Origin of the sequence: Achromobacter sp. (assembly GCF_050285565.1) — a bacterium.
Taxonomy (GTDB): domain Bacteria; phylum Pseudomonadota; class Gammaproteobacteria; order Burkholderiales; family Burkholderiaceae_B; genus Achromobacter.
Genome location: NZ_JBLZXG010000006.1, coordinates 134403 through 159425, shown reverse-complemented (window position 1 = coordinate 159425; position 25023 = coordinate 134403). Strand labels below are relative to the sequence as shown.

Sequence of the window (25023 nt, the reverse complement as noted above, 5' to 3'; positions counted from 1 at the left end):
ATCCACGAGGGGACAGGCGCCGCAATCAATTTTCCGAAAGTGATCCCACGTCCCATAGGCTGCGCTACATTACGCTTGAAGCGCTTCCCCTTCCTTTGGCTCATTCGCACCATGAAGATCCGCCTACTGTTAGCCGACGACCACCCTGCCTTGTTATCCGGTATCAAGCACGATCTGGCCCAGATTCCGACGCTGGAGGTTGTCGGGGAGGCAAGCGACTCGGGCGAGCTTGTCAGCCTGCTGCGCACCACACCTTGCGACGTGCTGGTGACAGACTACGCTATGCCCGGGGGTTCCTACGGTGATGGGATGAATTTCATGTCGTATCTGCGGCGGAATTTCCCCGACCTGAAAATTGTCGTATTCACCATGCTGGACAGCCCGGCCCTCGTGCATGGACTGGCCAGGCTGGGAATACACTCGGTGCTGGGAAAAGTGTTCGAGACAAGTCACCTGATCTCCGCCATCCATGCGGTCTACGCTGGCGCGCGATATTTTCCCTCCGAGTACGACGTATCCTTGCCGCGGCGTGGCAACAGCGACACCAAGTCGGCGCCCCGACTGACGCAAAGGGAGCTGGAGGTGGTTCGTCTCTATGTTTCCGGTCTGTCGGTCAATGAGATCGCCAGCCGCTTGAATCGCTCCAAGCAAACCATCAGCACTCAGAAATCCAGTGCCATGCGCAAGCTGAGCATTGATCGGGATGCCGATCTCTTTCGCTACGCATACGAAAACGGTATAGCGGTGGCATCCGACGTCACCAGCGCCTGAGCGTATCGCACTGATCGATCAAGGCACGGCGCCCTTCATGACTTCCCGCGCGCATCGAGGCAATAGCGTCCTGGCCCCCAGGCGATGACCACCAACAAGTAAGCCGACACAAACAAGCGCACCTGTAATGGGCCAGGTCGCGACAGTGACCAGATGGATGGGTGAAAAAGCACCGCAATGCTGTTAATGACCAGCAATGCGGTGCAACCACTGCGTAGAAACTTCCCCATCAGCAGTAACAGTGCACCGACAATCTCACCAATCATGCATAGCGTGGCCAGCATTGCCGGCGCCAACAGCGGCATGGTGTATTCATGCGTGAACTGAGCCACAGTGCCATGCCAGTTCATCGCCTTGGCGGCGCCGCTTTCCAAGTACTGCGACGCCACGAAAATTCGCACGAGACACTCAACAAGCGAAATCGCGCTCATCTGGGAAATTGCCATCTGGTAGATGCGCCACGGCCGGCAAAATCACATTCCATGCAGTCGATCCGTAACGCCGGCGCAGGCCTTCCATTGATCACTCAGCGATCAACTGCAGCGGGTGCTCGCACACGTTCCGGCTGGGAATTTGCGCCAAGAGTGCCTCCAGAAATTCCGGATACTCCATCGGTGATCCCAAACCGAATCCCTGGCCTATTTCACATCCCAGCCCATGCAACAACCGGACCTGGGCATAGTCTTCCACACCTTCCGCGACGATCGACAGATCCAGCCGCTTCCCCAGCATCAACGCGGCGTCCACGACCGCCGCCGACGCTGCGTCGTCACGCAGACGACGGACAAAGGAACGATCGATTTTCAGTTCGCTGAACGGCAGCCGCGTCAATCGCGCACAGTTCGATGCCCCCGTGCCGAAGTCGTCCATGCTCAGTCCGAAGCCCGCTTCTCGGAACCGCCGCAATTCCGCCTCCAGCGCCGACTTGTCCGGAATGCTCACATCTTCCGTGATCTCGATGGTCAGCAAGCGCGGCGAAACGCCTCGGCGAATGGCACGTAGCCTGAAGTTCTCCAGCACGCCAGGCAAAGACAATGTGGTGATGGATGCGTTGACCGCGATGCGCACATGAATGCCACGATTCATCAATATCGCTTGAAACTCGAGCACGCTCTCCGACACGACATAGAACAGCAGCGCATCGAGCGACAAGCGCACCAGCGCTTGCACCATGTGCGAAGCCGGAATTTCCCCCAGTAATGGATGGCGCCAGCGAATCAGGGCTTCCCCGCCCACAATTCGCCCGGTTTCCAATTCCACCTGAGGCTGGACGACCACGCGCAGCCCCCGCCCTGCTCCAAGCGCCGAAATCAACTGCGCGTCGCCGGCATTCACCGGCATTGTGTCCGGCGCGGCATGTGGCGAATTGCTGTTTGGCCACAAGCCTCTTTCAGTCAGACGATCCAGCGCGCCCTGGATCGCTTGCACGGAAGACACGACCTGAGTGACCAGGCCCGCCCGGTTCAGTTTCTCCACATACGGATTCAGCACTCCTTCCGGCAAATTGCTGACCCACACGATCGCGGGCATCCGCTGCAACCTTCCCGCGCGGAACTCCTCCAGTATGCGCAGCGGTACGCACAGACCGTCAAATGCAGCGCTTGATATTTCACATACAACGAAATCCGGGGTCTCGATGCGCAACGCTGCGGCAAGCTCCTTGAGATCGTCCACGCGCCGTGACAGCACGAAATCTCCCATCGCCTGGGCAAACATCGGTCTGGAGGCCGTAAGCGAACCAAACACAAAGGCTTTGCGTGATGTGACGGGATTCGCAGGAAAGGGGGAACACAGGTCTACCATCGCTTTGGCCTCGCGAGTTTCGTATTAGGCGTCCCGAATCACGGCTCGGCACAGGCTCGAAGCGGCCACGCGGACCACGGGTACAAGCCCTTCGACGCCAATATTTTCAGGAGTGCGCCAGACAGCGGCGCTAACGCGCCCCACGGCGGTTCGGTGGCTGGTCACAGGACAGAGATGGCCACCGACTCTTTGCCATGCAGTATGAATGTGGGCGAGAACCGTAACAATCGGACGAGTACCAAAGTCGGCTAACGCCCGCTCATGCGTCGAAATCCAACCGCTCCATGATATTCCGGGCGTACCCGCCCTCCGCCGACAAGCCCGATTCGAACGCAAAGCGGAACAGATCCACATCGCGTTCTATTCCAAGCCTGCGCATCGCACTCGATTTCTGAGCGCTGATGGTCTGCTTGCTGCGGTTGAGCCGCACCGCGATTTCACTGACCGAGGCGCCAGCGGCATAAAGGCGCACGACTTCCGACTCGCGTCGCGTCAAGTAATGAAAGGAATTTTTCGCGTCGGCCGCTTGCAGCGCTTGTGGCGATCTGAATTTCGGCGAAAAGTACGCCGTCCCCGCATGTACCGCATGAATGGCGGAAATCAGATGACTGACGGCATCTACCTTGCTCAATACCGCCCCGGCACCTATTCGCGCGATCGCCGCTACCGTGGCGGGACTTTCTATCGAGGTGTACACGACGATTCCCAGGCTGGGGAAACTGCGGCGCAGAAACGACAGCATCTCCAGCCCATCGCCAAAGTCCCCGCCGGGCATTACATAGTCGGTGACCAGTACATCGCAATCCAGCGTCTTCAGCAGTGCGACCACATCGGTGGAGTTGTAAGCTACCCCGACTATTGAAATGGTGTGAAAGTCGGCAAGCTCGTGCTGGATTCCCGCTAGCAGAGCGGGATGATCATCCGCTATCACTACAGTTATTTTCATGGCTCTCCAGGCGTATCCCGCCCTCAAAAACAAGGACAGCCAATGTAGTATCGACCGTGGTTCCGGCCTCTCATACCCGTCCGCACCCCCACGGCAGTCGGAACAGACGAGTACGAAAGTCAATGGCCGGCAGCCACCGGACGGGTAGCTCGGAGAACGCAACGCGGGCCCGCCACTTTCCCCCCGCGCTGAACCAGACTATCTCAACCGGGTCTCTTGCATGTCGAGACGGTGAACGTGCTCGCGTGCCAAGGCATCTGAAATCTGATGGCTCCTGGCCAGTTGCAACAGCCTCGCGCGCGAAGCCGCAATCATCTCCAGGCGCATTTCACGCTCGATACTGAAACGCTTGGCCTGTATCTGAGCGGACTTCTCATCTGCCGCGCCCCATCGTTGACGGTGCAGATCCTCGGCCAGCATGTCGACCACGCTGGTACACAGCTCGGCGTCTTCCGGCGCCTGCTTCAACCGTCGCTCCAGGCCTTTTGCCAAGCTGTCGATCGCCGCCTGCGCCATCGCCTCTTCCGCCATATCCCGTTCCTGTTTGATTCGCTCATTCGGCGGGAATCGCAGGCCACGCATCAATGCAGGCAGACTCACGCTCGCGAGCAACAGGGAAAAAATGATAACCATTGCGGCCAGGGTGATGGCGAGATCCCGTACCGGAAAGGGCGAACCGTCGCGCAACGCCAGCGGCAATGTCATGACGCCAGCCAGTGTCACTGCTCCACGAACCCCCGCCACCGACATGGCCAGCATGACGCGCGGACTTACGCTTTGAGGCAAGCCTCCGCGGTGGCGTGACTGTATCGCATTAATCTTCAGGGAGGTCATGATCCAGAGAAATCTGACTGCGATCAATCCCAGGCAGATTGCGAGTCCATAGATCGGCAATAGGTGGAGCGGCTGTCCGCCGGCCTCACCTGCCGCGCGGGACAGATTGGCGAAAAGGACGGGAAACTGCTCTCCCAGCAGCACGAACATCATGCCGTTTAGCGTGAAACGCACCATGTTCCACACGGCATGCCGTTCAATACGAGTGGCCGCCAGGGCTCGTCCCGACAATTCGGCGTAGCTCATCGTCACACCAGCGGCAACAGCCGCCAGGATTCCGGAGGCGCCGGCCTTTTCGGCGAGATAGTAGACCAAGAAAGGCAGAATCAAGCTCAGAAGCACGTCGGCGCCCGCCTCCTCCCCCAGGCGCCGCGTGATCAAGCTGCGCGCCCTCATGATAAGTCCGGTCAATACCGCCCCGATGACCACCCCCGCAAGCGATACCCAAAGAAAAGCCAGGGTTGCCTGTGCCAAGGAAAATGTGCCGGTCAATACTGCCGCCACGGCAAAACGAAATGCCACCAGGCCACTAGCATCGTTGAACAGGGCTTCCCCTTCGAGAATCGCCATCATGCGCCGTGGAATCGCCACCCGGCGAGAAATCGCCTCGACGGCAACTGGATCGGTTGGCGACACGATCGCGGCAATGGCAAACGATACTGGCAGGGGGATCGCCGGGATCATCCAATGGATCAAATAGCCAATACAGATCACGGTAAGAAAGACCAAGCCGAACGCCAACTGCAAGATGGATGACGCCTCCCCCCACACCGTCCGCTTCGATATCCGCCAGCCATCGAGAAACAGCAATGGCGGCAAGAACAGAATGAAGAAAATTTCCGGCTCTATTATGACCCCGCGCTGGAATACGGCAGCAACCAGGAAGCCAAAAGCGATCTGTATGAAGGGTAAAGGGATCGATACTGGGGATAAGCGTGCGCAAGCACCGCTCAGCAACACGGCGACCAGCATCGCAATGACTATGGTAAATGTTGCCAAGATTCGCCCGTTGGACCCGCATGATTTAGGAGATAGATTGGGAACATAACCTCGCATTGCAAGCTATGCAATTGCAGACGTTGCCGTATGCCAACATCCCGCTAGATATCTTCGCCTCGGACGACTTTGCATGCCACTGCCCGCCCAAGGGCGGATATGGCCTGACAAGCACTCGAGACGGACGTAGTCGAATTCCCGTGCATGGCTGCAAAAACGTGCGGCATGTGATGCAGGCGGCTTGGCTACGCGGCCATCAGTGCGCAGTCCGCCGAGCAGGCCCTACAGGCCTTTTCCGACAAGTCGTGGCGGAAAATACACGCTGGTCATGCTGCCTGGAGCGGGCCCGGGAGGAATCGCAAAAATCAGAGGTTATGCGACATCCAGTGTCGTTTTACTGGGGGGACATGACATTAAACGCTTCCAACATAAGACAGAGGGCGGCTCCTCATATCCGTTCGCCATACTCTACTTTCCTCACTCCGCTTCCATGAAATCGAACGGTTTTGCAGGGACGAACTGGTTCGATGCCTCGCCGGAAAGGATGCGGCTCATGTCCACCCCGAGATCGAGCTTGCGGACATGCGCGCCTTCGGTGAAGTCTAGCCTCGTCAAGTCCACCCAGAAGATGTTGGGCGAGGTTGCTGATTCGCCGTAGAAGCGCAAGCTCTTTTGATCCGCCACTACGCGCCAGCGGGTCGTGGACAGGTTCGGTGCCTCAGCAAGGCTCACACCGTAGGGTGCCGAAGCGTTGCGGATCACACTGAACACGGCGGCGGCGGCGATCTTGGGGTCGACGCTCTGGGTCACGGCGTTGATATAGAAGCCGGCGCGAACGAAACGATCTTCCGAACGGCTGCTACCGGGAAGGAATTTGAGGGAGTCAACCGCGCTCCAGTATCTCTGGTTAGCGAGTTGGTCGTCATAGGGAGGATCGTTCGTCACCACCTGATACGTGCGGCTATGATGGATGCTCAGCTTTCCGTTGATCCACTCAAGAACAGCACTGTCGCCGGTGGCGTCGGAGAGTGTCAGATGCAGCGGCGCGAGACTGCCGGGACGGCCTGGCACTTCACCGCTCACCACCTCGATGGGATGGCTCTGCGTGTATTCGACGGCCTCCGAGACCGTTGCGAATTGATCAAGGTAGAACTGTGCCCAGATCGAGAGCGACATGCGAGGCGTTTTTCCGTCGTCTTCAGGAAATTTTGTAGCGTTCAGCCATAGCAGGCTGGCATTGAGACCGGCTTCGTTCATGCCGTCAACCGTCGAGATATCGTACCCGGAGACGGCTAGGCTGCCGAACTTCGCAGTCCATTCCACCGAACGCGGACCGGCGGCTCCACTGCGCTTCATCCCGCGAGGAAAGATCCAGAAATTGCTGGCCATCGGATCCTTGAAGTCCATGTTGCGGCCCGTGAGGGTTCGGCCGTCAGGGCCGTGATAGACGACCCGCGTGCAGGCTTGGGCCTCGGCGGTCAGCAGCGCCACGGCGGCCGTCACCGTAGCGAGAATGCGTGTTAGTCGAGACATTTTGAACACCTATCCATGAGACAAAATCAGAACCGATAGGTCATGCCAAGCACCGGGCCGCTGAGGCGCGTGTCATAGACGTGGCCGTTGTGGTTGTAGTTGACGTCGAGCACCTTGTAGCCCAAGGCGGCTGAAAGGCGATCGGTGAAGACGTAATTGACGGTCGCCATCGCCGACCATGTGAGATTGGAACCCGCGCCGAAGCCGCCGATATCGGCTTGCGCCTGCACCAACAGTTTTTCCGTTATGGGAAAAAATGCGCGCATGCCGACTAGCGGATCGACCCAGCCGAAGCTTTCGCCGTAACTGACGGATCCACTCGGGCCGCCAAGGCGCCCGGTAAGCTTCACATCGTTGGAGATGTACCAGAAGCGCACCCCGCCAAGGGCATCGAGGGTGAACTGCGGCGTATCGATAACGCGGTAACCACCCATCATCGTGGCTGTGAATTGCTTCGTGTCGACCTTCGCATCAATATCGCCGCCTGTCGGTATCACACCAACGCCGGGAATCGCGAGTGCCGGCAGCGGTCCGGCGCTATGGCTGTCCGTCGTATCGACATACATGATGTCCCCCGAAAAGACGAAACGATCGTAGCGTCCCCAAATATTGATGAAACCGCCGAATTTGAGGCTGTCCAGCACGTCGGAGAACGACTTCTCGACGCCAATCGTCGAACCTCGCTGGAATGGAGAAATATGCCCGTCGAGGCCCGCCGCCCACATATAAGGTGTGACCTGCAAGGACCCATTTGGGGATTCCGCCGGGACGGGCTCTCCCGGTACGTCGAGGGTCGCATCCGCGCCATACGCAGAATTTGCGCCGCAGAGGAACAAGACAACGGCAACCGCATACCAAGGCGACAGAACCACACCGATGCCCTCCCTTCTTTGCATCTACGTTAATTAGCTTACTCAAATTCCGCAAAAATCCCGAAACCGACGAGATAGTGAACCGCCCCGGGGAATCAATGCTCATGTCGATGGTACGTTGGCCGTATGCGGCTGAAGGTCGACATCGACACTGCCCACGGCCATGTCGCGCATGGTTAGACGTTGGAAGTGTGTACTGCAAACAGATAGCGCAAAGGCTCGGCGTGGGAGAGTCCGCTATAAGACAAATCGCGAATGGATGGGTGTGGCGTAACGATGGTGTACAGCATCGGTGATCTGAAAGAAGTGATCGGGCTGTCCAAGTGGACGGTCTATGAGCAGATCAAGAAAGGGGAATTCCCTCGCCCTGTTCAACTAGCGCAAACCGCGTCGGCTGGCGGGATTCTGATGTGCTTCGGACGCCGATATCTGCACGGCCGTGCGGAATCCCCAATGATGATCTGCGGCTCCAGATAATAATCAGCCGCAACGCGCTGGCCCTTTTGTTGCTTTGAGCCTGCGCGGCCAAGCGTAAGAGTGGGTCGATGTTGGTGACCTTGGTGGCCGTACCGTAAGCTGCCCTCCAGGTAGGCGCCAGCCGGTAGAATTTCGGAGAACGTGTGACAGCGTTAGTTGGACGCGGCCTGGCTTCGTTTTCCAGGCACCGCCACTCCTTATGCAAGACTTTCGTCTTCAGCAACTAAGGGTAGACAATAGTGACGGTCGCCTTCGCGTTGACGGCTCCCGCCGCCGCCGAACCCGCCTCAGGCATCCTCACGTACTGTGCGGTGAAGGGCATAACGTAAGAGGCGCCGGCAGGTGCTGAAGCATTGCCATAAACGACAGGCGCCTGCGGCGGCAACGTACTACCCAAGGGTGCAGGGCCGACTGTGATGGGCGTGGTCTCTGTACTGTGATACAGCCTTACACCTACCGTTTTCCCCGCATCCGGCGCAAAATAATCCAACTGACTGCTGGGATGCAGCGCGTCGGTGAAATAAACGGAGTACACCGCACCCTTGGCGCAGCTTGAAGCCGTGATTGAAAAACCTTTTTCGCCAACACTACCTGCGCTGCGCGCACTGCCTTGCGCAGCCACCTTTGACTGCGTTGCCGAATCGAGCGTGACGGTCTGAGTTAAATCACCAGCGCTGAACTGGCAGGTGGGCGTATCCCTGGGCAGCGTGGGGATAACCGGTAGCGAAGCCAGTGTATTACTTCCTGAAACACCATTAAAACAATTGGTAACCGTATACGTGGTCGAGGTGTCAGGATAGAATTCGAAGATAGCTGAAAACTGAGGTCCTAGCTGCGAGGCGAGAGATGTCCCCGAAATATTACCGGCCGCATACGCTACGGGATCTAGCAATACAAGTTCATACTTCGCACTGTAGGTAAAGGTGCCGCTGTATCGCTGAACAGTTGAACCCTTAGAGGGAATCCAATATGCGCCATCTTTCTGCGCAGGAATCATCACCAGGGGAAGAAAACTATTCATTTGCCCCGCTATGGACGAAGATGCCGAAGTCAGGGTCAGCCTGCCACCTACGCCAGAAGAGGAGATAGGTACTGAATTTGTGGATGTATCGAAATTCGGATAGCTGGCGCCGGCAGCCGGGTCAATGCTAAAAGAAAGCAAGTAATCGGACGCCAGCCCCCCTGACCCAGTGGTCCCACCGCGAACGTTGTACAAGCTAATGGGCAGTTGCATATTGATAGATGCCAGCACCGTCCCTTTTGAAAAGGTCGCCGGTTGCATTACTTGCCAACCGCCAACAGCTTGAAACCTGCTTGGCGCGGAGCAAGTCCCTGTGACTGCGTATGCTGGCGCCGCAACAAGCATGGCACAAGCCAGCGCACCCATGCCGCACCATTTGGTCAGGTCTCCATTGCAGTCTTTACGGGGGCTCCCTAAAGTCGCCATCAATCGTTTCATCTGTCCGTCCCATTAGCGTTGTGATCCAACTAAGCGGTTGGCAAGCGCGCCTACCTCCCCATTGGCCGTGGGCCTCCGCAACAAATGCAAGATTCCACCACCCACTTCATTCGCCAATGAGTGTAGAAGGACGGCCAAGGCGCCCGTAGCAGACAAGTACGAAAGTTGCCAAGGCCACATAGGGTTCCGCTCGGGCTTGCGGGGTATCAGCGCTCAACAACCCAGCACAGAAAGGCCTGCATGAGCAACCCGCAATTGGTCAGCACCATCGTTTGCATCACCAAGCTATCGGGCTTATTGGAGCGGCCCGCCAGCCAGATGGGCGAGATCTACCACGACCTGATGCAAGGCCTGGCCGCCGAGCCCTGTGTGATCGAGCCCGCCGAATTTCTTCTTCCAGTTGTAGAAGGTGGCTTCACTCACGCCCATCTTGCGGCAAACCTCGGGCACGGCCGTTCCCAGTTCGGCCTGCTTCAGCGCAAAGGCGATTTGCTCTTCGGTGTATTTCGATCTCTTCACGGCATGGCTCCTATTCCATATGGTGAAATCACGCCGGATTTCTCTAATTTAGATCGGTACTAAAAACTGGGTTAGGGTCAATCGGAGACCGCCCCCCCTGGCCGCCCCTATATGTAACAGCCGCCCCTTCCCCCCTTGAACCCCGCGACATCATCCCTATAATTAGCACTCGACTCCGGTGAGTGCTAACAATCCTCCCGGGCCCAACCGATCATTCACTTTCTTCTTAGTAACAGGAGTTCCTCATGGCCTTGCGTCCCCTGGGCGATCGCGTGATCGTCAAACGCCTCGAAAACGAGCGCAAGACTGCCTCGGGCATCGTCATCCCCGACAGCGCCGCTGAAAAGCCTGATCAAGGTGAAGTCGTGGCCGTCGGCCCCGGCAAGAAGACCGAAGACGGCAAGATCCTGCCGGTCGACCTGAAGGCTGGCGACAAGGTTCTGTTCGGCAAGTACGCCGGCCAGTCCGTGAAGGTTGATGGCGAAGAACTGCTCGTCATCCGCGAGGACGAAATCCTCGCCGTGGTCCAGTAAACCCCGCCTCAAACGAATTTTCGAAGGAAGCTAAAACATGGCTGCCAAGCAAGTATTGTTCGGTGATGACGCCCGCGTGCGCATCGTCCGTGGCGTGAACGTTCTCGCCAACGCTGTCAAGACCACCCTGGGCCCCAAGGGTCGCAACGTCGTGCTGGAGCGCTCGTTCGGCGCCCCGACCGTGACCAAGGACGGCGTGTCCGTCGCCAAGGAAATCGAACTGAAGGACAAGTTCGAGAACATCGGCGCCCAACTGGTCAAGGACGTCGCCTCCAAGACCTCCGACAACGCCGGTGACGGCACCACCACCGCCACCGTGCTGGCCCAGGCCATCGTTCAGGAAGGCCTGAAGTACGTTGCCGCCGGTTTCAACCCGATCGACCTGAAGCGCGGCATCGACAAGGCTGTCGCCGCTGCCGTCGCCGAACTGCAAAAGCAATCCAAGCCGGTCACGACCAGCAAGGAAATCGCCCAAGTCGGTTCCATCTCGGCCAACAGCGATTCCTCCATCGGCCAGATCATCGCTGACGCGATGGACAAGGTTGGCAAGGAAGGCGTCATCACCGTCGAAGACGGCAAGTCGCTGGAAAACGAGCTGGACGTCGTCGAAGGCATGCAATTCGACCGCGGCTACCTGTCGCCCTACTTCATCAACAACCCGGACAAGCAAGTCGCCGTCCTGGAAGACCCGTATGTCCTGATCTTCGACAAGAAGATCAGCAACATCCGCGACCTGCTGCCCGTGCTGGAACAAGTCGCCAAGTCGAGCCGTCCCCTGCTGATCATCGCGGAAGACGTCGAAGGCGAAGCGCTGGCCACCCTGGTTGTGAACAACATCCGTGGCATCCTGAAGACCACCGCCGTCAAGGCGCCTGGCTTCGGCGACCGCCGCAAGGCCATGCTGGAAGACATCGCCATCCTGACGGGCGGCACGGTGATCTCCGAAGAAACCGGCATGTCGCTGGAAAAGGCCACGCTGGCCGAGCTGGGTCAAGCCAAGCGCATCGAAGTGGGCAAGGAAAACACCACGATCATCGACGGCGCTGGCGACAGCAAGTCGATCGAAGCGCGCGTCAAGCAGATCCGCATCCAGATCGAAGAAGCCACGTCCGACTACGACCGTGAAAAGCTGCAAGAACGCGTGGCCAAGCTGGCCGGCGGCGTTGCCGTGATTCGCGTTGGCGCTGCCACCGAAGTCGAAATGAAGGAAAAGAAGGCTCGCGTCGAAGACGCCCTGCACGCCACCCGCGCTGCAGTGGAAGAAGGCGTTGTGGCTGGTGGCGGCGTTGCGCTGCTGCGCGCCAAGCAAGCCATCGCTGACCTGAAGGGCGACACGCCTGACCAGAACGCCGGCATCAAGCTGATCCTGCGCGCTGTGGAAGAGCCCCTGCGCACCATCGTCACGAACGCCGGCGAAGAAGCCAGCGTCGTGGTCAGCAACGTGCTGAACGGCAAGGGCAACTACGGCTACAACGCCGCGACCGGCGAGTACACCGACCTGGTCGAGCAAGGCGTGCTGGATCCCACCAAGGTGACCCGCACCGCCCTGCAGAACGCCGCCTCCGTCGCCAGCCTGCTGCTGACCGCCGAAGCCGCCGTTGTGGAACTGGCCGAAGACAAGCCCGCTGCCCCGGCCATGCCCGGCGGCATGGGCGGCATGGGCGGCATGGACTTCTAAGTCCCGCTTCCCCTGCCAGGCCTCCCCGGCTCCGGCCGGGGAACGCAGTACCCCGAGAAACCCCCGGTCCTTCGCCCCGGGGGTTTTTCTTTTTCGGCGACGCTCAGTCGCACAGATAATCGGTCAGGCGCGCCAGCATCGCGTCGCAGGCCTCGATCTGCGAGATCTCGACGTATTCGTCGGCCTTGTGGGCCACTTCGATACTGCCGGGGCCACATACCAGCACCGAGGTCCGCTGCCACAATTGGCCGAACAGCCCACCCTCGGTGCCGAAGGCAACCTTGGTGCATGGCGTGCCGGCCGGCAGCATCGAGGCCAGCAGGCGCACCGCCGGCGAATCCGGCGGCACCGACAGCCCCGGATACGCGTTGCCCGCCACGATCTCGGGCAACGCGGCCTCGGGCAAGGCCTGCGCCTCGCGCATCCGCGTCCGAGTGCGCTCCAGCACGCGCGCCAGGATGCGCTGCGGCTCGTCCTGGGCGACATTGCGGATCTCGAAGTCCACCTCGCAGTCGGCTGGCACGATGTTCAGCGCCGTCCCGCCGCGCACCGTACCGGCGTGCACCGTCGAATAGGGAATCGCGTAGCCGTCCTCGCGCGGCCCCTGTTCGGCCAGCTCGCGCTGCACGTCGCGCAACGCGCCCACCAGGTCGGTGGCGGTGTGGATGGCATTGACGAAACGCGGCGCCAGGCCCGAATGGCCCGCCTGCCCGCAACAGCGCGCGCGATAGGCCGCCTTGCCCTTGTGGCCGGTGCCGATCTGCATCAGCGTGGGCTCGCCCACCACGCACAGCAGCGGCTGCGGTTCCAGGCCTTCCAGCTCGCGCAGCAGGTGCCGCACGCCGACACAGCCGATCTCCTCGTCGAACGACAAGGCCAGCAGCAACGGCCGCCGCAACGGGCGGCGCGCGGCCCGCACCATGGCCATCACGGCGCAAGCCACGAACCCCTTCATGTCGGCCGCGCCGCGGCCATACAGCCGGCCGTCGCGCTCGCTGGCCTCGAAAGGCGGCGTGGTCCAGGGCTGGCCCGCCACCGGCACCACGTCGGTATGCCCGGACAACAGGATGCCGGCCACGCCGCGCGGGCCGACGCTGGCGTACAGATTGCAGCGCGTCGCGTCCTGCGGATCCGGCACCCGCATCGAGGCGATGCCGGCCTGCTCCAGCACTGCTTGCACACGATCCATCAGGGCGGCGTTGGAAGTCAGGGTGATAGAGGGAAATGCGATCAGTTCGCGCAGCAGCGCCAGGCTGTCGGGCGGCGGGAGACGGCTCATGGGAGACTCAGGAAGAAGGCGGCGTGCCGGCGGCCGGGCCGCAGATGTACGGGTCGAAGAAGCTGGCCGCGCTCATGCCGGGAATGTATTGATCGGAGATATAGGCGCGGCAGCGCTGCATGAAGGCCTGCGTCAGCCGCGACGGCTTCATTGGCCGGTAGGTGGCCAGCCCCAGCAGCATGGGCCGGTGCTCGCCGGCCAGGCGCAGCCGCACCAGGCGCTTGCCGTCGAGCGACTGGCTCGACTTGGGCCGCACGTTGAACAGCGCGTAGCCGATGCCGTTGGCCACCATCGAACGCACCACGTCCTCGGAGCGCGAGCGCGCCACGATGTTCGGCTCCAGGCCGGCCTTGGCGAACAGCGACAGGAAATACTCGCGGCTCATGGGCAGATCCAGCAGCACCATCGGCAGTTGCGCCAGCTCGTCCAGCGTGACGGCGATCTGCTGCGCCAGCGGATGCAGCTCGCTCACCAGCACGTGCGGCGGCATATGCGCCAGCGTCTCGAAGTGGATTTCTTCGCCCAGTTGCAGGTCGTAGGTGATGGCCAGGTCGATCTCCAGCAGGTGCAGACGGTTGATGAGTTCCTGCTGGTCGCCCTCGGCCATGTGCAACTCCACCTTCTCGAAGGCGCGCGAAAAGCCGAAGATGACCTCGGGCGCGATCATCGCGGCCAGCGGCTGGAAGCAGCCCACGCGCAGCACGCCCTGGATGGTGTCGTGGGAATTCGAGGCAATCTCGTACAGCCTGGAGGCGCGTTCGAGCAGGTCTTCGCACTCCTGCATGACCTGCGTGCCCAGCGGCGTGAGCGCCAGCCCCTTGGAGGGATGCCGCACGAACAACTGCACGCCGAGCTCGGCCTCGATGTGGGCGATGGCGGCCGAGATCGACGGCGGCGAAATATGGATCTGGGCGGACGCGGCGGCAATGCTGCCATGCTTGGCGGTCGCCACGAAGTACTCCATCTGCCTTAGGGAAATGCGATTGAGCATGGTGCAACGTGGGAAAGCGGGTTCGGAAGGCCGGCCGGGACGGGCGGATGCCTGCAAAGTATCCCCTCCGGCCGCGCCCCCGGGCAAGGATTTCCACCGCCGCCGGCCGCCCCCCGTTCAGAGATCGCCCGGCACGCCGAAGCTCGGCGCCTCGCGCGGATCGCGGGCGCGGGTCAGGTAGTCGGGGATCTGCGGCTCATAGCGTTTCCAGACGGCATACAGCGCCTCGACCGGCGCCTGATCGACCCAGTCCAGGCGCAGGTCGACCATCGGCCAGTCCAGGTCCTGGCACACCAGCAGGCCGGCCGAATGCACCGGCCCCGCTTCCCCGCCGGCGGCCTGCCCGGCCAGCAAGGCCTGCATCAAGCGTTCGGCCAGCACCCCGTCGGCGCGCTCGAAAGCCGCCAGCATCGCGGCTGGCACCTCGGGCGAAGCGAGCATGTTGCCGGCGCAGGCGGCGTGCTCGCCCGCCACGCCGGCCAGCGTGCCGAGCGCGCTGGCGCCCGTGAAAATGGCCGGCGGGTGGCGGGCGTCGATCGCCATCAGTTGGCGATAGTCGATGAATGGGCGCTGCCGCAGCCGTTCGAGCGCCTGCGCCGGCGTCTGGCCGGCGGCCATCAGGTCCAGGGCCAAGGGCCCGAGCGCGGGGTCGGTGATGTTCTGGCTGACGGCCGCGCCCACGCCGGCGCGCACGCGCACACAGCGCGAGGCCACGGCGGGCGAGGACGACGACACGGCGGCGCCGAATTGGCCGGACGCCGGACAGCGCGCGATGATCGAGAAGGTCATGGTCGGGCCCCTGCGCGCGATCAGTCGGGAATCACGGCGGTGGCGTCGATCTCGACCAGCCACTCGGGCCGGGCCAGCGCCGACACCACCAGGCCCGTCGAGACCGGAAACACGCCCTTGAGCCAGCGCCCCACGACGCGGTAGACGGCTTCGCGGTAGCGCGGGTCGATGAGGTAGATGGTGATCTTGCAGATGTGTTCAAGCTCGCCGCCCGCTTCCTTGAGCAGCATGGCGATGTTGGCCATGGCCTGTTCGGCCTGGCCGGCGGCATCGCCGATGCACACGCTTTCCGAGGTCTCCAGGTTCTGGCCGATCTGCCCGCGCAGGAACACGGTGCTGCCGCGGGCCACCACCGCCTGGCAAAGATCGTTGTCCAGATTCTGTTCCGGATAGGTCGCCTTGGTATTGAAGGTGCGGATGCGCTTGTGTTTCATGGCTTCTCGAGGAAATAGGGCCGGCGGGCGGCGTCGGGCGAAGGCCGCTCCCGCGGGAACGGCCGGGACTCCATCTTCGGATCGTGGGCCGGCGCGCGCCTATTTGTTTTTTCCGGGGGCCGGTCTCGGAAATTCCGACCTGGCCGAGGCGCCGCGGGTTTACGCGGCGCCTCAGGAATTGCGAGCCAGGCCTAAGGAAAAGGCGACTTGGCCGCCGGCATCGGCCTCTTCCATCATCTGGACTCCAGTCGGCGGCGTTCGGCGGGCATAAAACACTCAAGGGGTTTGCAATGATTCGACAACTTACGGCAGCCGGTCTCTTTTCCACCGTCCTGCTGGCCAACGTGGCCTGGGCCGAGGACGCGCTCGTGGTCAGCACCTGGGGCGGCAGCTTCCGCGACCTGATCGACGAGAACATCGGCAAGGAATTCACGCGCCAGACCGGCGTGCCGGTCAAGTACGTCACCGGCGGCACCATCGACCGGCTGAACAAGGCCAAGCTGGCCAAAACGCCCGAAAGCGACATCACCTTCACCACCTCGCACATCGGCTGGCTGTATGTCGACGGCGGCCTGTTCGACAAGCTCGACACCGCCAAGCTGCCGAACTACGCCAACCTGGTGGATCGCGCCAAGGTCAGCCCCTACCACGTCGGCAGTTGGGCCTACGTCTACACCATCGGCTACCGCCCCGACCTGGTGCCCAAGGACATCAAGTTCGATAGCTGGAACGACCTGTGGAACCCGGCGCTCAAGGGCAAGCTGTCGGCCCCGGACTTCGACCCCAGCCACATCATCACCGTGGCCGCCCTGCTCTCGGGCGGCGACGCCACCTCCTGGGAAAAAGGGACGGACAAACTCAAGGCCCTCAAGCCCAACTTCAAGGCCTTCTACACCAACGACGCCAACAGCCAGCAATTGATCGCCACCGGCGAGACGCCGGTGCAGATCCTGCTGTCGATGAACGCCTACTACATGATCGGCCAAGGCGTTCCGATCAAGGTCGCGATGCCCAAGGAGGGCGCCGTGCTCGGCATCGACACCATGGGCATCATGAAAGGCAGCGCCAAGACCGACCTGGCCTACAAGTTCATGAACATCGCGCTCTCGCCCGAGGTGCAATCCAAGATCGTGGCCTACAAGAAGGCCAGCCCGGTCATCACCAACGCCAAGGTCTCGGCCGAGGACGCCGCGCTGCCGGGGGTCTTCACCACCAAGGAACAGTGGGACACGCAGGCCATCGTCATCGACGACAAGCTGCGCGCCGAGAAGACCGCGACCTGGCGCAAGTGGTTCACCGAAAACATCATGAACTGACGGCGGCCACGCCGCGCGCCGCGCCCGCGCCCCGGCGGTCCACCCGGCCGGGACGCGGGCATTTCCGCAAGCAACCCCTCTACGGAAGTCATACGACCCATGAACACGCGCTCCGGCCTGCGAGGATGGCTGATATCGCCAGCGGGTTTCATCGCACTGTGCATCGTCGTGGCGATGGCCGCCGTGCTGCAATTCAGCGTGCGCGCCTTCGTTCCCGGCTCGATGGAAGTCGGCGGCCTGACGCTGGCCAACTTCTCGGGCCTGGGCAAGTCCCTCTACCTGACGGCCTTCGCCAACACGCTGCTGCTCAGCATCGAGACCACGGTGTGCTCGCTGCTGGTGGCGTATCCGCTGGCCTACGCGCTGGTGCGGGTGCGCCACCGGCTGCTGAAGTCGTGCATCCTGATCATCTCGATCACGCCGCTGTTCCTGGGCGAGATCGTGCGCACCTACTCGTGGATCATCGTGCTGGGCAACAACGGCTTCATCAATACCGTGTTGCGCCAGCTCGGCCTGATCGACCTGCCGCTGAACCTGATGTTCACCCACCTGGGCGTGCTGATCGCGCTGGTGCACGTGACGATACCGGTGGTGGTGTTGATGCTGGCCACCGCCATTTCGCACATCGACCGCGACTATGAAAAGGCCGCGCAAAGCCTGGGCGCCGGGCCGGTGCGCACCTTCGTGACGGTGACACTGCCGCTGTCCATGCCGGGCATCATCGCCAGCATCACCACCGCCTTCGCCTGGACCTTCAGCGCCTTCGCCACGCCGCAGATGATCGGCGGCGGCCGCGTGCCCACCGTTTCCACCCTGGTCTACCAACTGGGGTTCTCCTCGATGAACTTTCCGCTGGCGGCCAGCCTGAGCATCACCGGCCTGGCCCTGACGGTCGCGGCGCTGATGCTGCTCGGCCGCGCCACCAAGCGCCTCAAGGCGATCGGAGCCCACTGACATGGCCCACAGACCTTCCCTGCCGCTGCGCCTGGGCGCGCCGCTGCTCATCTGCGCGATCCTGGCATTCGTGCTGCTGCCGGTGTTCGTGGTGACGCTGGCCTCGTTCAACGACAAGGCGCTGCTGACCTTTCCGCCGGAAAGCTGGTCGTTGCGCTGGTACACGCGGGTATTCACCTATCCCGATTTCCAGCAGGGCTTTCGCGCCAGCCTGGTCGTGATGGCCTGGACCTCGGTGCTGGCGCTGGTGATCGGCACCGCGCTGGCCATCGCGGTCAAGCGCATGGGGTTTCCCGGCAAAGACCTGCTCCAGGCGATCCTGCTGTCGCCGCTGGTGATCCCGCATTTCACGCTCGGGCTGGGCCTGCTGATCCTGGCGGCGCAACTCGATGTGGACCGCGGCTATGCGCTGGTGGTGCTGTGCCACGTGATGCTGGTGCTGCCATTCGTCATGCGCAGCGTATATGTATCGATGGAGAACATCGACGAACGGCTGGAACAGGCGGCCGCCAGCCTGGGCGCGTCGCCGTTGAAGGTCATGCTCACGGTCACCATCCCATTGCTGGCGCCCGGGCTGTTCGGCGGCTGGCTGTTCGCCGCCATCATGTCCTTCAGCGAATTCACCGCCTCCCTGTTCGTGACGACCCAGGCCACGCAGACCCTGCCGGTATCCATGTACAACTATGTGCGCGAGTTCGCCGACCCGACGCTGGCGGCGCTGTCGGTGGTCTACATCGCCGTGACGGCCACGCTGCTGGCGTTCGCCAACTATTTCCTGGGCCTGGGGCGCATCCTCAACATCGAAGCGCGGCACTGAGCCGGGGCTTCGCCAGAAAAAAACGGCGCGGGATGCGAATCCCGCGCCGTTTCTGTCTGGCCGGCCACTCGCCGACGGCGGCGCGGCCCAGGTCCGCCGTTCTGCCGGCGTCAGTCAGTAGCCGCGCCCCGCGTCCACCTGTTGCAGCGGCGCCTGGCCGCCCGACACGCGCAGGATATTGTCGGCGATCTGGGCCGCGGCCGAGGCCGGAATGGCGACCGAGGCCAGATGCGGCGTGATCAGCACATTGTCCATGCGCCACAGCGGGTCGTCGGCGGGCAGCGGTTCGCGTTCGAAGACATCGAGCGTGGCCGCCCCAAGGTGGCCGTCCCGCAGCAACTCGGTCATGGCGGCCTGATCGACCAGCGCCCCGCGCGCGACGTTGACCAAGGCCGCGCCGCGCGGCAGGCGCAACAGCCGCCGCCGGTCGAGCAGGCCGCGCGTCTGCGCCGTGAGCGGCAGCATCACCACCAGGATATCGGCCTGCGCGATGACCGCGTCGAGCGTCTCGATGCCGGCATGGCACTGTACGCCCGCGATCTCGCGCGGGCTGCGCGACCAGCCCAGCACCGTCAGGCCCTGGCGTTGCAGTTCGCGGGCCGCGTACGCGCCCAGCTCGCCCAGGCCGAGCACCGCGACGCGGATGTCAGCCGCGGCGCGCGGATGGCGGTAGGCCCACTCGCCGCGGCGCTGCGCCCGCTCGAACCAGGGAATGTCGCGGGCGTGGCGCAAGGTGGCGAACAGCACGTAGCCGGCCATCATGCGCGCCATCTCCGGATCGGTGATGCGCGTGACCGGCACACCGGCGGGCAGGTCGTCGCGCCCCACCAGCGAATCCACTCCGGCTCCCAGGTTGATGATCAGGCGCAGGTTGGGCATGCGGGCGAAAAAGCCGGCTGGCGGCTTCCAGGCCAGCGCATAGTGGATGGCGGCCGGGTCCTCGACCTGGCTCGAATGCAGGATCCGCAGGGCCGGCAGGCGCGCTTGCAGCGCCTGGCGCCAGGTGCCGAAATCGTCGAACTCGCTGTAGAACACCAGCGCGCCGGAAGGCGTCACATCGTCGCTGAGCATGGCCGCGCCCCTATTCCGCCCGCGCGATCAGGCGCGCCATGGCCTCGATCGCCAGCTCGTAGCCGTCGCCGCCCAGGCCCGCGATGACGCCATCGGCCGCCTTCGACACATAGGAATGATGGCGAAAAGGCTCGCGCCGCCAGATGTTGCTCATGTGCACCTCGATGATGCGGCCGGGAAACGCCAGCAGCGCGTCCAGGATCGGCACCGACGAATAGGTCAGGCCGGCGGCGTTGATGATCAGCCCCGGCGCCTGGCCGCGCGCTTCCTGTATCCAGTCGACCAATTGGCCTTCGTGGTTGGATTGCAGAAAGCGCAGGCCCAGGCCCAGGCTCGCCGCCTTGCGCTCGCAACGCTCGCGCAGTACCGGGAAGCTGTCGCTGCCGTAGGTCTTGTTGGCGTCCAGGCCGTACAGGTTGGCGTTGGGGCCGTTCAGAAACCAAAGGGTGGCGTCCGGCGCGAGGCCGGGCGGAACGGAGGAAGCGGTCATGGGTCGGTGCCTCAGGGTTCGTAGGGAAGCGTGGCCCGCATCGCTGGCAGGTCGGCGAACGCCGCCTGCCAGCGCGCGGTTGCGGGATGACGCGCGCGCCAGTCCAGCTCCGGAAAGCGGAAATCCAGGTAGCCCAGGGCGCAACCCAGGGTGACTTCGCCGATGCCGGGCGCGCGCGTCGCCAGCGTCGGCGCGCACGCCTCGATCGCGCCCAGGCAGGCGGCCACCTTGGCCAGTTGCGCCTCGCGCCAGGCCGGCCATTGCCATTGGGCGGGCCGGGCGGTGTGTTCATAGCGCGCCAGCAGCGCGGCGTCGAGCAAGCCGTCGCCCAGCGCCTGGCGGGTCAGCGCCTGCCAGCGGCGCGGACCGGGCGCCGGAAACAGGTCGACGCTGGCGCCCAGATCGGCCAGGAATTCGCAGATGACACGGCTGTCGTAAAGGGCCGTGCCGTCTTCCAGGATCAGGGTCGGGACCTTGGCCAGCGGGTTGTGCGCGGCGATGCGGTCGTCGCGGCGCAGCGGATGCGCCGCGCTGTCCAGCCATTCGATCCGGTCGGCCAGGCCCGTCAGGTGGGCGCAGACCATGACCTTGCGCACGTAGGGCGAGGTCGGGGCGTAAAGCAGTTTCAGCATGGTCGAGAAGCCTTGTGGGAAATCGCAAATCCATCGGGCGGCGGGCGCCGGCCTCAGGGGCGCAGCACCACCTTGCCGAACACCTCGCCGCTTTCCAGCATGCGGTGCGCGGCCGCCGCTTCGGCCAGCGGCAGGCGGGCGCAGAGCCTGGGCGCCACGCGGCCATCGGCCACCAGCGGCAACACGTGGCGGGCGATGGCCTGGGCCATGCGCGTCTTTTCCGCGGTGCTCTGCGGCCGCAGGGTCGAGGAATGCAGGCTCAACTGCTTCTGCATCACCACCAGCAGATCAAGCGTGACCGTGGCCCCGCGCAGAAACGACAGGCTGACGTGGCGGCCGCCGAAGGCCAGCGCCTGCAGATTGCGCGCGACATAATCGCCGCCGACCACGTCCAGCACCACGTCGACACCGCGCCCTTGCGTCAGGTCGCGGCAGGCGGATACGAAGTCCGTCTCGCGATAGCACAGCGCCTCGGCCGCGCCCATCTCGCGCAGCGCGGGCAGGCGCTCGGCGCGGCCGGCGGTGGCGATGACGCGGGCGCCGGCCGCATGGGCCATGCGGATCGCCAGGGTGCCGATGCCGCCGGCCGCGCCGTGGATCAGCACCGTCTCGCCCATGCGCAGGCGGCCGAGTTCGAACAGGTTGTGCCAGACGGTGAACAGCCCTTCGGGCAAGGCGGCGGCCGCGTCGTCCTCGACCGAGTCGGGCACCGGCAGTGAATGCTCCAGGCGCGCCACGCACCACGGCGCATAGCCGCCGCCCGGCAACAGGCTCATGAGGCGCCGCCCGCGCATCGCATCGGGCACGCCCGCGCCGCAGGCCAGCACCTCGCCGCAAACTTCCAGCCCGAGCACGTCGGTCACGCCTTCAGCGGGGCGCGCCAGCCCCTGGCGCTGCATGATATCGGGGCGGTTGACGCCGGCCGCGCGCACTCGCAGCAGCACTTCGCCCGGCCCGGGACACGGCACGGTACGGGTGGCAAACGTCAGCACATCGGCGTTGCCCGGTTCGCGGGCGACGATGGCGCGCATGGTGGTCGGTGGCATCGGCATGGCGGTCACGACGCGTCGAAGACACTGACGCCCTGGCCCGGCAATGCCAGGCCGGTCACCGCGCCCACCGGCCACTGGCGCGGCGCGTCCAGCCCGGCGCTGCGCACCATGACCCGCTGGCGGCCCGCCACGGGGATATCGACATCGATATAGGAATCGATATGGTCGCCCTGGAACACGTGATTGACCACGGTGCCGCTGAGCACCGATTCGCCGTGCAGGGGCTCCAGCCGGATCTGCTCGGGACGCACGTAGATATCCAGCCGGCGGCCCTCGTGCGACCCGCCCACCAGCCGTTCGCGCGGCACGCGTATCAGGCCCGCGCCCAGGCGCAGCACGATGCCGTCGGTTTCGGCGCCGTGGTAGTGCGCGGGCAGGATGTTCACGTCGCCCAGGAACGAGGCCACGAACGGATCCTGCGGATTGCGGTAAAGCTCGTCCGGCGTGGCGATCTGTCGGATCACGCCGCCGGACATCACCGCGATGCGATCCGACATGGCCAACGCCTCGCCCTGGTCGTGCGTGACGAACACCGTGGTCACGCCCAGCCGGCGCTGGATCTCGCGGATTTCCACCTGCATGGCGCCGCGCAGGCCTTTGTCGAGCGCCGAGAACGGCTCGTCCAGCAGCAGCACCTTGGGCCGGATCACCAGCGCCCGCGCCAGCGCCACGCGTTGCTGCTGACCGCCGGACAATTCGCGCGGCCGGCGCTGGCCCAGCCCGTCGAGCTTGACCAGCGCCATCGCCTCGCGCACCCGCGCGGCGATCTCGTCGGCCGGCAGGCCGCGCATGCGCAGGCCATAGCCGATGTTGCGCTCCACCGTCATATGCGGGAACAGCGCGTAGTTCTGGAACACGATGCCGATCTGCCGCTGATAGGGCGGCAGGTCGGTCACCAACTGGTCTTCGATGAAGACTTCGCCGTTGTCGGGCTCGGCAAAACCGGCGATCAGGTTCAGCAGGGTGGTCTTGCCGCAGCCGGACGGCCCCAGCAGCGTCAGGAACTCGCCCCGCCGGATCTTCAGCGTGAGCTCCTGCAACACGGTCTGCTGGCGGTACTTCTTGACCACGCCTTCCAGGCTGACCGCGCTGGAGGATTTCGGGGGCAAAGGGCTGTTCTGCATGGCGGCTCGAAAGGGTTCGACAGAGTCTGCGCAAGGCGCGCGGCGCGCGTGGCGGCGGGGCGCTTGAGCATGCGATGGCTTGCAGCATACGGGAGGCGAACGCGGCCGGCCGTTTGTGGATACCGAGGCGGGCCATCGGAAAAAACGAAACGCCGCCGCGCCCGCAGTGATTTGCTTTTTCCTAAGCCCAGCGTCCAAAAAACCAAGTTATCAAGCGCCGCCATCTGGCCCACACTGCGCCTGATCCGTGAGCGAACGCGCTCATGTCCCAGGCGACGATGCCGCGGCGCCCCGCCAACCCGGCCTCGATACTTCTCAGGAAAAACATGTCAGTGGAAACAACCAATACCCTGGTGATCGGCGCCGGACAGGCCGGCATCGCGATGAGCGAACACTTGGGCGCGATGGGCATCGACCATATCGTGCTGGAACGCAAGCGCATCGCCGAACGCTGGCGTTCCGAACGCTGGGACTCGCTGGTGGCCAACGGCCCGGCCTGGCACGACCGCTTTCCCCACCTGAAGTTCGACGACGTCGGCGCCGACGTCTTCCCGCCCAAGGAACGCATGGCGCGTTACTTCGAGGACTATGCCCGCATGATCAAGGCGCCGGTGCGCACGGGGGTGGAGGTGCTGCGGGTGCGGCGCAACCACCAGCGCCCCGGCTTTACCGTGACCACCTCGGCCGGCGAGATCGAGGCGCGCCACGTGGTGGTGGCGACCGGCGCCTTCCAGATTCCCAACTATCCCGCGATCGTTCCGGCGCAGGCCGGCATCCAGCAGGTTCACTCGTCGGCCTACAAGAATCCGGGCCAGTTGGTCGACGGCGCGGTGCTGGTCGTGGGCGCGGGCGCGTCCGGTTCGCAGATTGCCGAGGAGCTGCGCCGCGCCGGCCGCCAGGTCTACCTGTCGGTGGGCGAGCATTACCGCCCGCCGCGCGCCTACCGCGAACGCGATTATTGCTGGTGGCTGGGCGCGCTCGGCATGTGGGACGAGGTGCGGAAAAAGCCCAAGCGCGAACACGTCGCCTTCGCCGTCAGCGGCTACGACAACGGCAAGACCATCGACTTTCGCCGCATGGCCCACGACGGCATTCAGCTGGTCGGCATCACCCGCGGATTCGACCAGGGCGTGATGACCTTCGAAGAGGGCCTGGCGCGCAACATCGCGCAGGGCGACGCCGACTACTTCGAAGTGCTGCGCGAGGCCGATGCCTACATCGAACAGAACGGCCTGGACCTGCCGCCCGAGCCCGAGGCCTGGAAATTGCTCGACGACCCCGAATGCCTCAAGCACCCCATCCTCAGCCTGGACCTGGCGCAGGCGGGCATCACGTCCATCGTGTGGGCCACCGGTTTCAAGGTGGACTACGGCTGGATCGAGGCCGATGTCCTGGACGAACACGGCTACCCGGTGCACAAGCGCGGCATCACCGCGGAGAAAGGCATTTACTTCCTCGGCCTGCCGAACCAGACGAACCGGTCGTCATCCTTCATCTGGGGCGTCTGGCACGACGCCAAGTACCTCGCGGATCACATCGGCATCCACCTGGACTATCTGGCCTACGAGAAAGCGCGCTAGGCGACGCCCGCCGGTCTCGGGGCCGCACGCCTGCGCGCGGACTTGTTACTTTTGCAAGCGGGCGGCCGGCGGC

General features: G+C 63.4%; 24 protein-coding genes and 2 pseudogenes. 8 read left to right on the top strand and 18 right to left on the bottom strand.

What is annotated here, in order from left to right:
* Positions 1–111 precede the first annotated feature (111 nt).
* A complete protein-coding gene (locus tag ACN6O8_RS14255; RefSeq protein WP_427991675.1) occupies positions 112–771 on the top strand; it encodes a response regulator in 660 nt (219 codons plus the stop codon).
* Between the two features lie 35 nt (positions 772–806).
* On the opposite strand, the gene ACN6O8_RS14250 is transcribed toward ACN6O8_RS14255, so the two are convergent.
* The 6 genes from ACN6O8_RS14250 to ACN6O8_RS14225 all read right to left on the bottom strand — a co-directional run bounded on the left by ACN6O8_RS14250 (position 807) and on the right by ACN6O8_RS14225 (position 7626).
* Entirely contained in the window at positions 807–1217 is a 411-nt protein-coding gene (locus ACN6O8_RS14250) for a DoxX family protein (RefSeq protein WP_427991674.1), read from the bottom strand.
* Between the two features lie 76 nt (positions 1218–1293).
* Positions 1294–2487 (bottom strand): EAL domain-containing protein, encoded by a 1194-nt coding sequence (locus ACN6O8_RS14245; RefSeq protein WP_427991673.1) that lies wholly within the window; start codon positions 2485–2487, stop codon positions 1294–1296.
* Between the two features lie 346 nt (positions 2488–2833).
* Positions 2834–3520, bottom strand: coding sequence for a response regulator (locus ACN6O8_RS14240; RefSeq protein WP_427991672.1), 687 nt, complete (start codon positions 3518–3520; stop codon positions 2834–2836).
* Positions 3521–3718: 198 nt separating this feature from the next.
* The gene (locus ACN6O8_RS14235; protein ID WP_427991671.1) at positions 3719–5353 is read right to left on the bottom strand and encodes a Na+/H+ antiporter; all 1635 of its coding nucleotides are present in this window, start codon (positions 5351–5353) and stop codon (positions 3719–3721) included.
* A gap of 474 nt (positions 5354–5827) precedes the next feature.
* A complete protein-coding gene (locus ACN6O8_RS14230) occupies positions 5828–6883 on the bottom strand; it encodes a linear amide C-N hydrolase (protein WP_427991670.1) in 1056 nt (351 codons plus the stop codon).
* Positions 6884–6909: 26 nt separating this feature from the next.
* Entirely contained in the window at positions 6910–7626 is a 717-nt protein-coding gene (locus ACN6O8_RS14225; RefSeq protein ID WP_427991669.1) for a hypothetical protein, read from the bottom strand.
* A gap of 384 nt (positions 7627–8010) precedes the next feature.
* On the opposite strand from ACN6O8_RS14225, the gene ACN6O8_RS14220 reads away from it, so the two are divergent.
* Positions 8011–8232: a helix-turn-helix transcriptional regulator gene (locus tag ACN6O8_RS14220; RefSeq protein ID WP_427991668.1), complete on the top strand. Its 222-nt coding sequence runs from the start codon at positions 8011–8013 to the stop codon at positions 8230–8232.
* On the opposite strand, the pseudogene ACN6O8_RS14215 reads toward ACN6O8_RS14220, so the two are convergent.
* From ACN6O8_RS14215 to ACN6O8_RS14205, 3 genes and pseudogenes are all read right to left on the bottom strand, one after another.
* Positions 8199–8455: pseudogene (locus ACN6O8_RS14215) on the bottom strand (hypothetical protein); the annotation flags it as partial. The gene ACN6O8_RS14220 and the pseudogene ACN6O8_RS14215 overlap by 34 nt on opposite strands.
* Positions 8456–9691 carry a fimbrial protein gene (locus ACN6O8_RS14210; protein WP_427991667.1) on the bottom strand — a complete coding sequence of 412 codons (1236 nt, stop codon included), beginning with the start codon at positions 9689–9691 and terminating at the stop codon, positions 8456–8458.
* Positions 9692–10066: 375 nt separating this feature from the next.
* A pseudogene (locus ACN6O8_RS14205) lies at positions 10067–10210 on the bottom strand (transposase); the annotation flags it as partial.
* Between the two features lie 245 nt (positions 10211–10455).
* Here ACN6O8_RS14205 and groES point away from each other — a divergent pair.
* Positions 10456–10743, top strand: coding sequence for a co-chaperone GroES (gene groES, locus ACN6O8_RS14200; protein ID WP_006221616.1), 288 nt, complete (start codon positions 10456–10458; stop codon positions 10741–10743).
* Between the two features lie 37 nt (positions 10744–10780).
* On the top strand, positions 10781–12421 hold the full coding sequence (groL, locus tag ACN6O8_RS14195) for a chaperonin GroEL (RefSeq protein WP_427991666.1): 1641 nt from the start codon (positions 10781–10783) through the stop codon (positions 12419–12421).
* Between the two features lie 103 nt (positions 12422–12524).
* On the opposite strand, the gene argE is transcribed toward groL, so the two are convergent.
* From argE to ACN6O8_RS14175, 4 genes are all read right to left on the bottom strand, one after another.
* On the bottom strand, positions 12525–13700 hold the full coding sequence (argE, locus tag ACN6O8_RS14190; RefSeq protein WP_427991665.1) for an acetylornithine deacetylase: 1176 nt from the start codon (positions 13698–13700) through the stop codon (positions 12525–12527).
* Positions 13701–13707: 7 nt separating this feature from the next.
* Positions 13708–14691 (bottom strand): LysR substrate-binding domain-containing protein, encoded by a 984-nt coding sequence (locus ACN6O8_RS14185; protein ID WP_427991664.1) that lies wholly within the window; start codon positions 14689–14691, stop codon positions 13708–13710.
* Positions 14692–14808: 117 nt separating this feature from the next.
* Positions 14809–15480 (bottom strand): DUF1028 domain-containing protein, encoded by a 672-nt coding sequence (locus ACN6O8_RS14180; RefSeq protein WP_427991663.1) that lies wholly within the window; start codon positions 15478–15480, stop codon positions 14809–14811.
* Positions 15481–15500: 20 nt separating this feature from the next.
* Positions 15501–15914, bottom strand: a complete 414-nt coding sequence (locus ACN6O8_RS14175) for a RidA family protein (protein ID WP_427991662.1) — start codon at positions 15912–15914, stop codon at positions 15501–15503.
* Positions 15915–16204: 290 nt separating this feature from the next.
* Here ACN6O8_RS14175 and ACN6O8_RS14170 point away from each other — a divergent pair, with 290 nt between their 5' ends.
* From ACN6O8_RS14170 to ACN6O8_RS14160, 3 genes are all read left to right on the top strand, one after another.
* The gene (locus tag ACN6O8_RS14170; protein ID WP_427991661.1) at positions 16205–17230 is read left to right on the top strand and encodes an ABC transporter substrate-binding protein; all 1026 of its coding nucleotides are present in this window, start codon (positions 16205–16207) and stop codon (positions 17228–17230) included.
* 99 nt (positions 17231–17329) lie between these two features.
* Positions 17330–18184, top strand: a complete 855-nt coding sequence (locus ACN6O8_RS14165) for an ABC transporter permease (protein WP_427991660.1) — start codon at positions 17330–17332, stop codon at positions 18182–18184.
* A 1-nt stretch (position 18185) separates the two neighbouring features.
* Positions 18186–19001, top strand: a complete 816-nt coding sequence (locus tag ACN6O8_RS14160; RefSeq protein ID WP_427991659.1) for an ABC transporter permease — start codon at positions 18186–18188, stop codon at positions 18999–19001.
* 114 nt (positions 19002–19115) lie between these two features.
* On the opposite strand, the gene ACN6O8_RS14155 is transcribed toward ACN6O8_RS14160, so the two are convergent.
* Genes ACN6O8_RS14155 through ACN6O8_RS14135 form a run of 5 tightly spaced genes read right to left on the bottom strand, consistent with a single transcriptional unit; the run spans position 19116 to position 23370 of the window.
* The gene (locus tag ACN6O8_RS14155; protein ID WP_427991658.1) at positions 19116–20072 is read right to left on the bottom strand and encodes a 2-hydroxyacid dehydrogenase; all 957 of its coding nucleotides are present in this window, start codon (positions 20070–20072) and stop codon (positions 19116–19118) included.
* Positions 20073–20082: 10 nt separating this feature from the next.
* Positions 20083–20562 (bottom strand): type II 3-dehydroquinate dehydratase, encoded by a 480-nt coding sequence (locus tag ACN6O8_RS14150; protein ID WP_427991657.1) that lies wholly within the window; start codon positions 20560–20562, stop codon positions 20083–20085.
* 11 nt (positions 20563–20573) lie between these two features.
* Positions 20574–21194: a glutathione S-transferase gene (locus ACN6O8_RS14145; protein ID WP_427991656.1), complete on the bottom strand. Its 621-nt coding sequence runs from the start codon at positions 21192–21194 to the stop codon at positions 20574–20576.
* 53 nt (positions 21195–21247) lie between these two features.
* Complete coding sequence (locus tag ACN6O8_RS14140; RefSeq protein ID WP_427991655.1) at positions 21248–22246, bottom strand: NAD(P)H-quinone oxidoreductase; 999 nt, start codon at positions 22244–22246, stop codon at positions 21248–21250.
* Between the two features lie 5 nt (positions 22247–22251).
* Complete coding sequence (locus tag ACN6O8_RS14135) at positions 22252–23370, bottom strand: ABC transporter ATP-binding protein (protein ID WP_427991654.1); 1119 nt, start codon at positions 23368–23370, stop codon at positions 22252–22254.
* Positions 23371–23696: 326 nt separating this feature from the next.
* On the opposite strand from ACN6O8_RS14135, the gene ACN6O8_RS14130 reads away from it, so the two are divergent.
* The gene (locus tag ACN6O8_RS14130; protein WP_427991653.1) at positions 23697–24950 is read left to right on the top strand and encodes a flavin-containing monooxygenase; all 1254 of its coding nucleotides are present in this window, start codon (positions 23697–23699) and stop codon (positions 24948–24950) included.
* Positions 24951–25023 lie beyond the last annotated feature (73 nt).

Excerpts from the sequence above, each read along its gene's own strand:
- ACN6O8_RS14255 (WP_427991675.1), top strand. The coding sequence starts at position 112 with ATGAAGATCCGCCTACTGTTAGCCGACGACCACCCTGCCTTGTTATCC.
- ACN6O8_RS14250 (WP_427991674.1), bottom strand. The coding sequence starts at position 1,217 with ATGGCAATTTCCCAGATGAGCGCGATTTCGCTTGTTGAGTGTCTCGTG.
- ACN6O8_RS14245 (WP_427991673.1), bottom strand. The coding sequence starts at position 2,487 with ATGTTTGCCCAGGCGATGGGAGATTTCGTGCTGTCACGGCGCGTGGAC.
- ACN6O8_RS14240 (WP_427991672.1), bottom strand. The coding sequence starts at position 3,520 with ATGAAAATAACTGTAGTGATAGCGGATGATCATCCCGCTCTGCTAGCG.
- ACN6O8_RS14230 (WP_427991670.1), bottom strand. The coding sequence starts at position 6,883 with ATGTCTCGACTAACACGCATTCTCGCTACGGTGACGGCCGCCGTGGCG.
- ACN6O8_RS14220 (WP_427991668.1), top strand. The coding sequence starts at position 8,011 with ATGGATGGGTGTGGCGTAACGATGGTGTACAGCATCGGTGATCTGAAA.
- ACN6O8_RS14210 (WP_427991667.1), bottom strand. The coding sequence starts at position 9,691 with ATGAAACGATTGATGGCGACTTTAGGGAGCCCCCGTAAAGACTGCAAT.
- groES (WP_006221616.1), top strand. The coding sequence starts at position 10,456 with ATGGCCTTGCGTCCCCTGGGCGATCGCGTGATCGTCAAACGCCTCGAA.
- groL (WP_427991666.1), top strand. The coding sequence starts at position 10,781 with ATGGCTGCCAAGCAAGTATTGTTCGGTGATGACGCCCGCGTGCGCATC.
- argE (WP_427991665.1), bottom strand. The coding sequence starts at position 13,700 with ATGAGCCGTCTCCCGCCGCCCGACAGCCTGGCGCTGCTGCGCGAACTG.
- ACN6O8_RS14185 (WP_427991664.1), bottom strand. The coding sequence starts at position 14,691 with ATGCTCAATCGCATTTCCCTAAGGCAGATGGAGTACTTCGTGGCGACC.
- ACN6O8_RS14180 (WP_427991663.1), bottom strand. The coding sequence starts at position 15,480 with ATGACCTTCTCGATCATCGCGCGCTGTCCGGCGTCCGGCCAATTCGGC.
- ACN6O8_RS14175 (WP_427991662.1), bottom strand. The coding sequence starts at position 15,914 with ATGAAACACAAGCGCATCCGCACCTTCAATACCAAGGCGACCTATCCG.
- ACN6O8_RS14170 (WP_427991661.1), top strand. The coding sequence starts at position 16,205 with ATGATTCGACAACTTACGGCAGCCGGTCTCTTTTCCACCGTCCTGCTG.
- ACN6O8_RS14165 (WP_427991660.1), top strand. The coding sequence starts at position 17,330 with ATGAACACGCGCTCCGGCCTGCGAGGATGGCTGATATCGCCAGCGGGT.
- ACN6O8_RS14160 (WP_427991659.1), top strand. The coding sequence starts at position 18,186 with ATGGCCCACAGACCTTCCCTGCCGCTGCGCCTGGGCGCGCCGCTGCTC.
- ACN6O8_RS14155 (WP_427991658.1), bottom strand. The coding sequence starts at position 20,072 with ATGCTCAGCGACGATGTGACGCCTTCCGGCGCGCTGGTGTTCTACAGC.
- ACN6O8_RS14150 (WP_427991657.1), bottom strand. The coding sequence starts at position 20,562 with ATGACCGCTTCCTCCGTTCCGCCCGGCCTCGCGCCGGACGCCACCCTT.
- ACN6O8_RS14145 (WP_427991656.1), bottom strand. The coding sequence starts at position 21,194 with ATGCTGAAACTGCTTTACGCCCCGACCTCGCCCTACGTGCGCAAGGTC.
- ACN6O8_RS14140 (WP_427991655.1), bottom strand. The coding sequence starts at position 22,246 with ATGCCGATGCCACCGACCACCATGCGCGCCATCGTCGCCCGCGAACCG.
- ACN6O8_RS14135 (WP_427991654.1), bottom strand. The coding sequence starts at position 23,370 with ATGCAGAACAGCCCTTTGCCCCCGAAATCCTCCAGCGCGGTCAGCCTG.
- ACN6O8_RS14130 (WP_427991653.1), top strand. The coding sequence starts at position 23,697 with ATGTCAGTGGAAACAACCAATACCCTGGTGATCGGCGCCGGACAGGCC.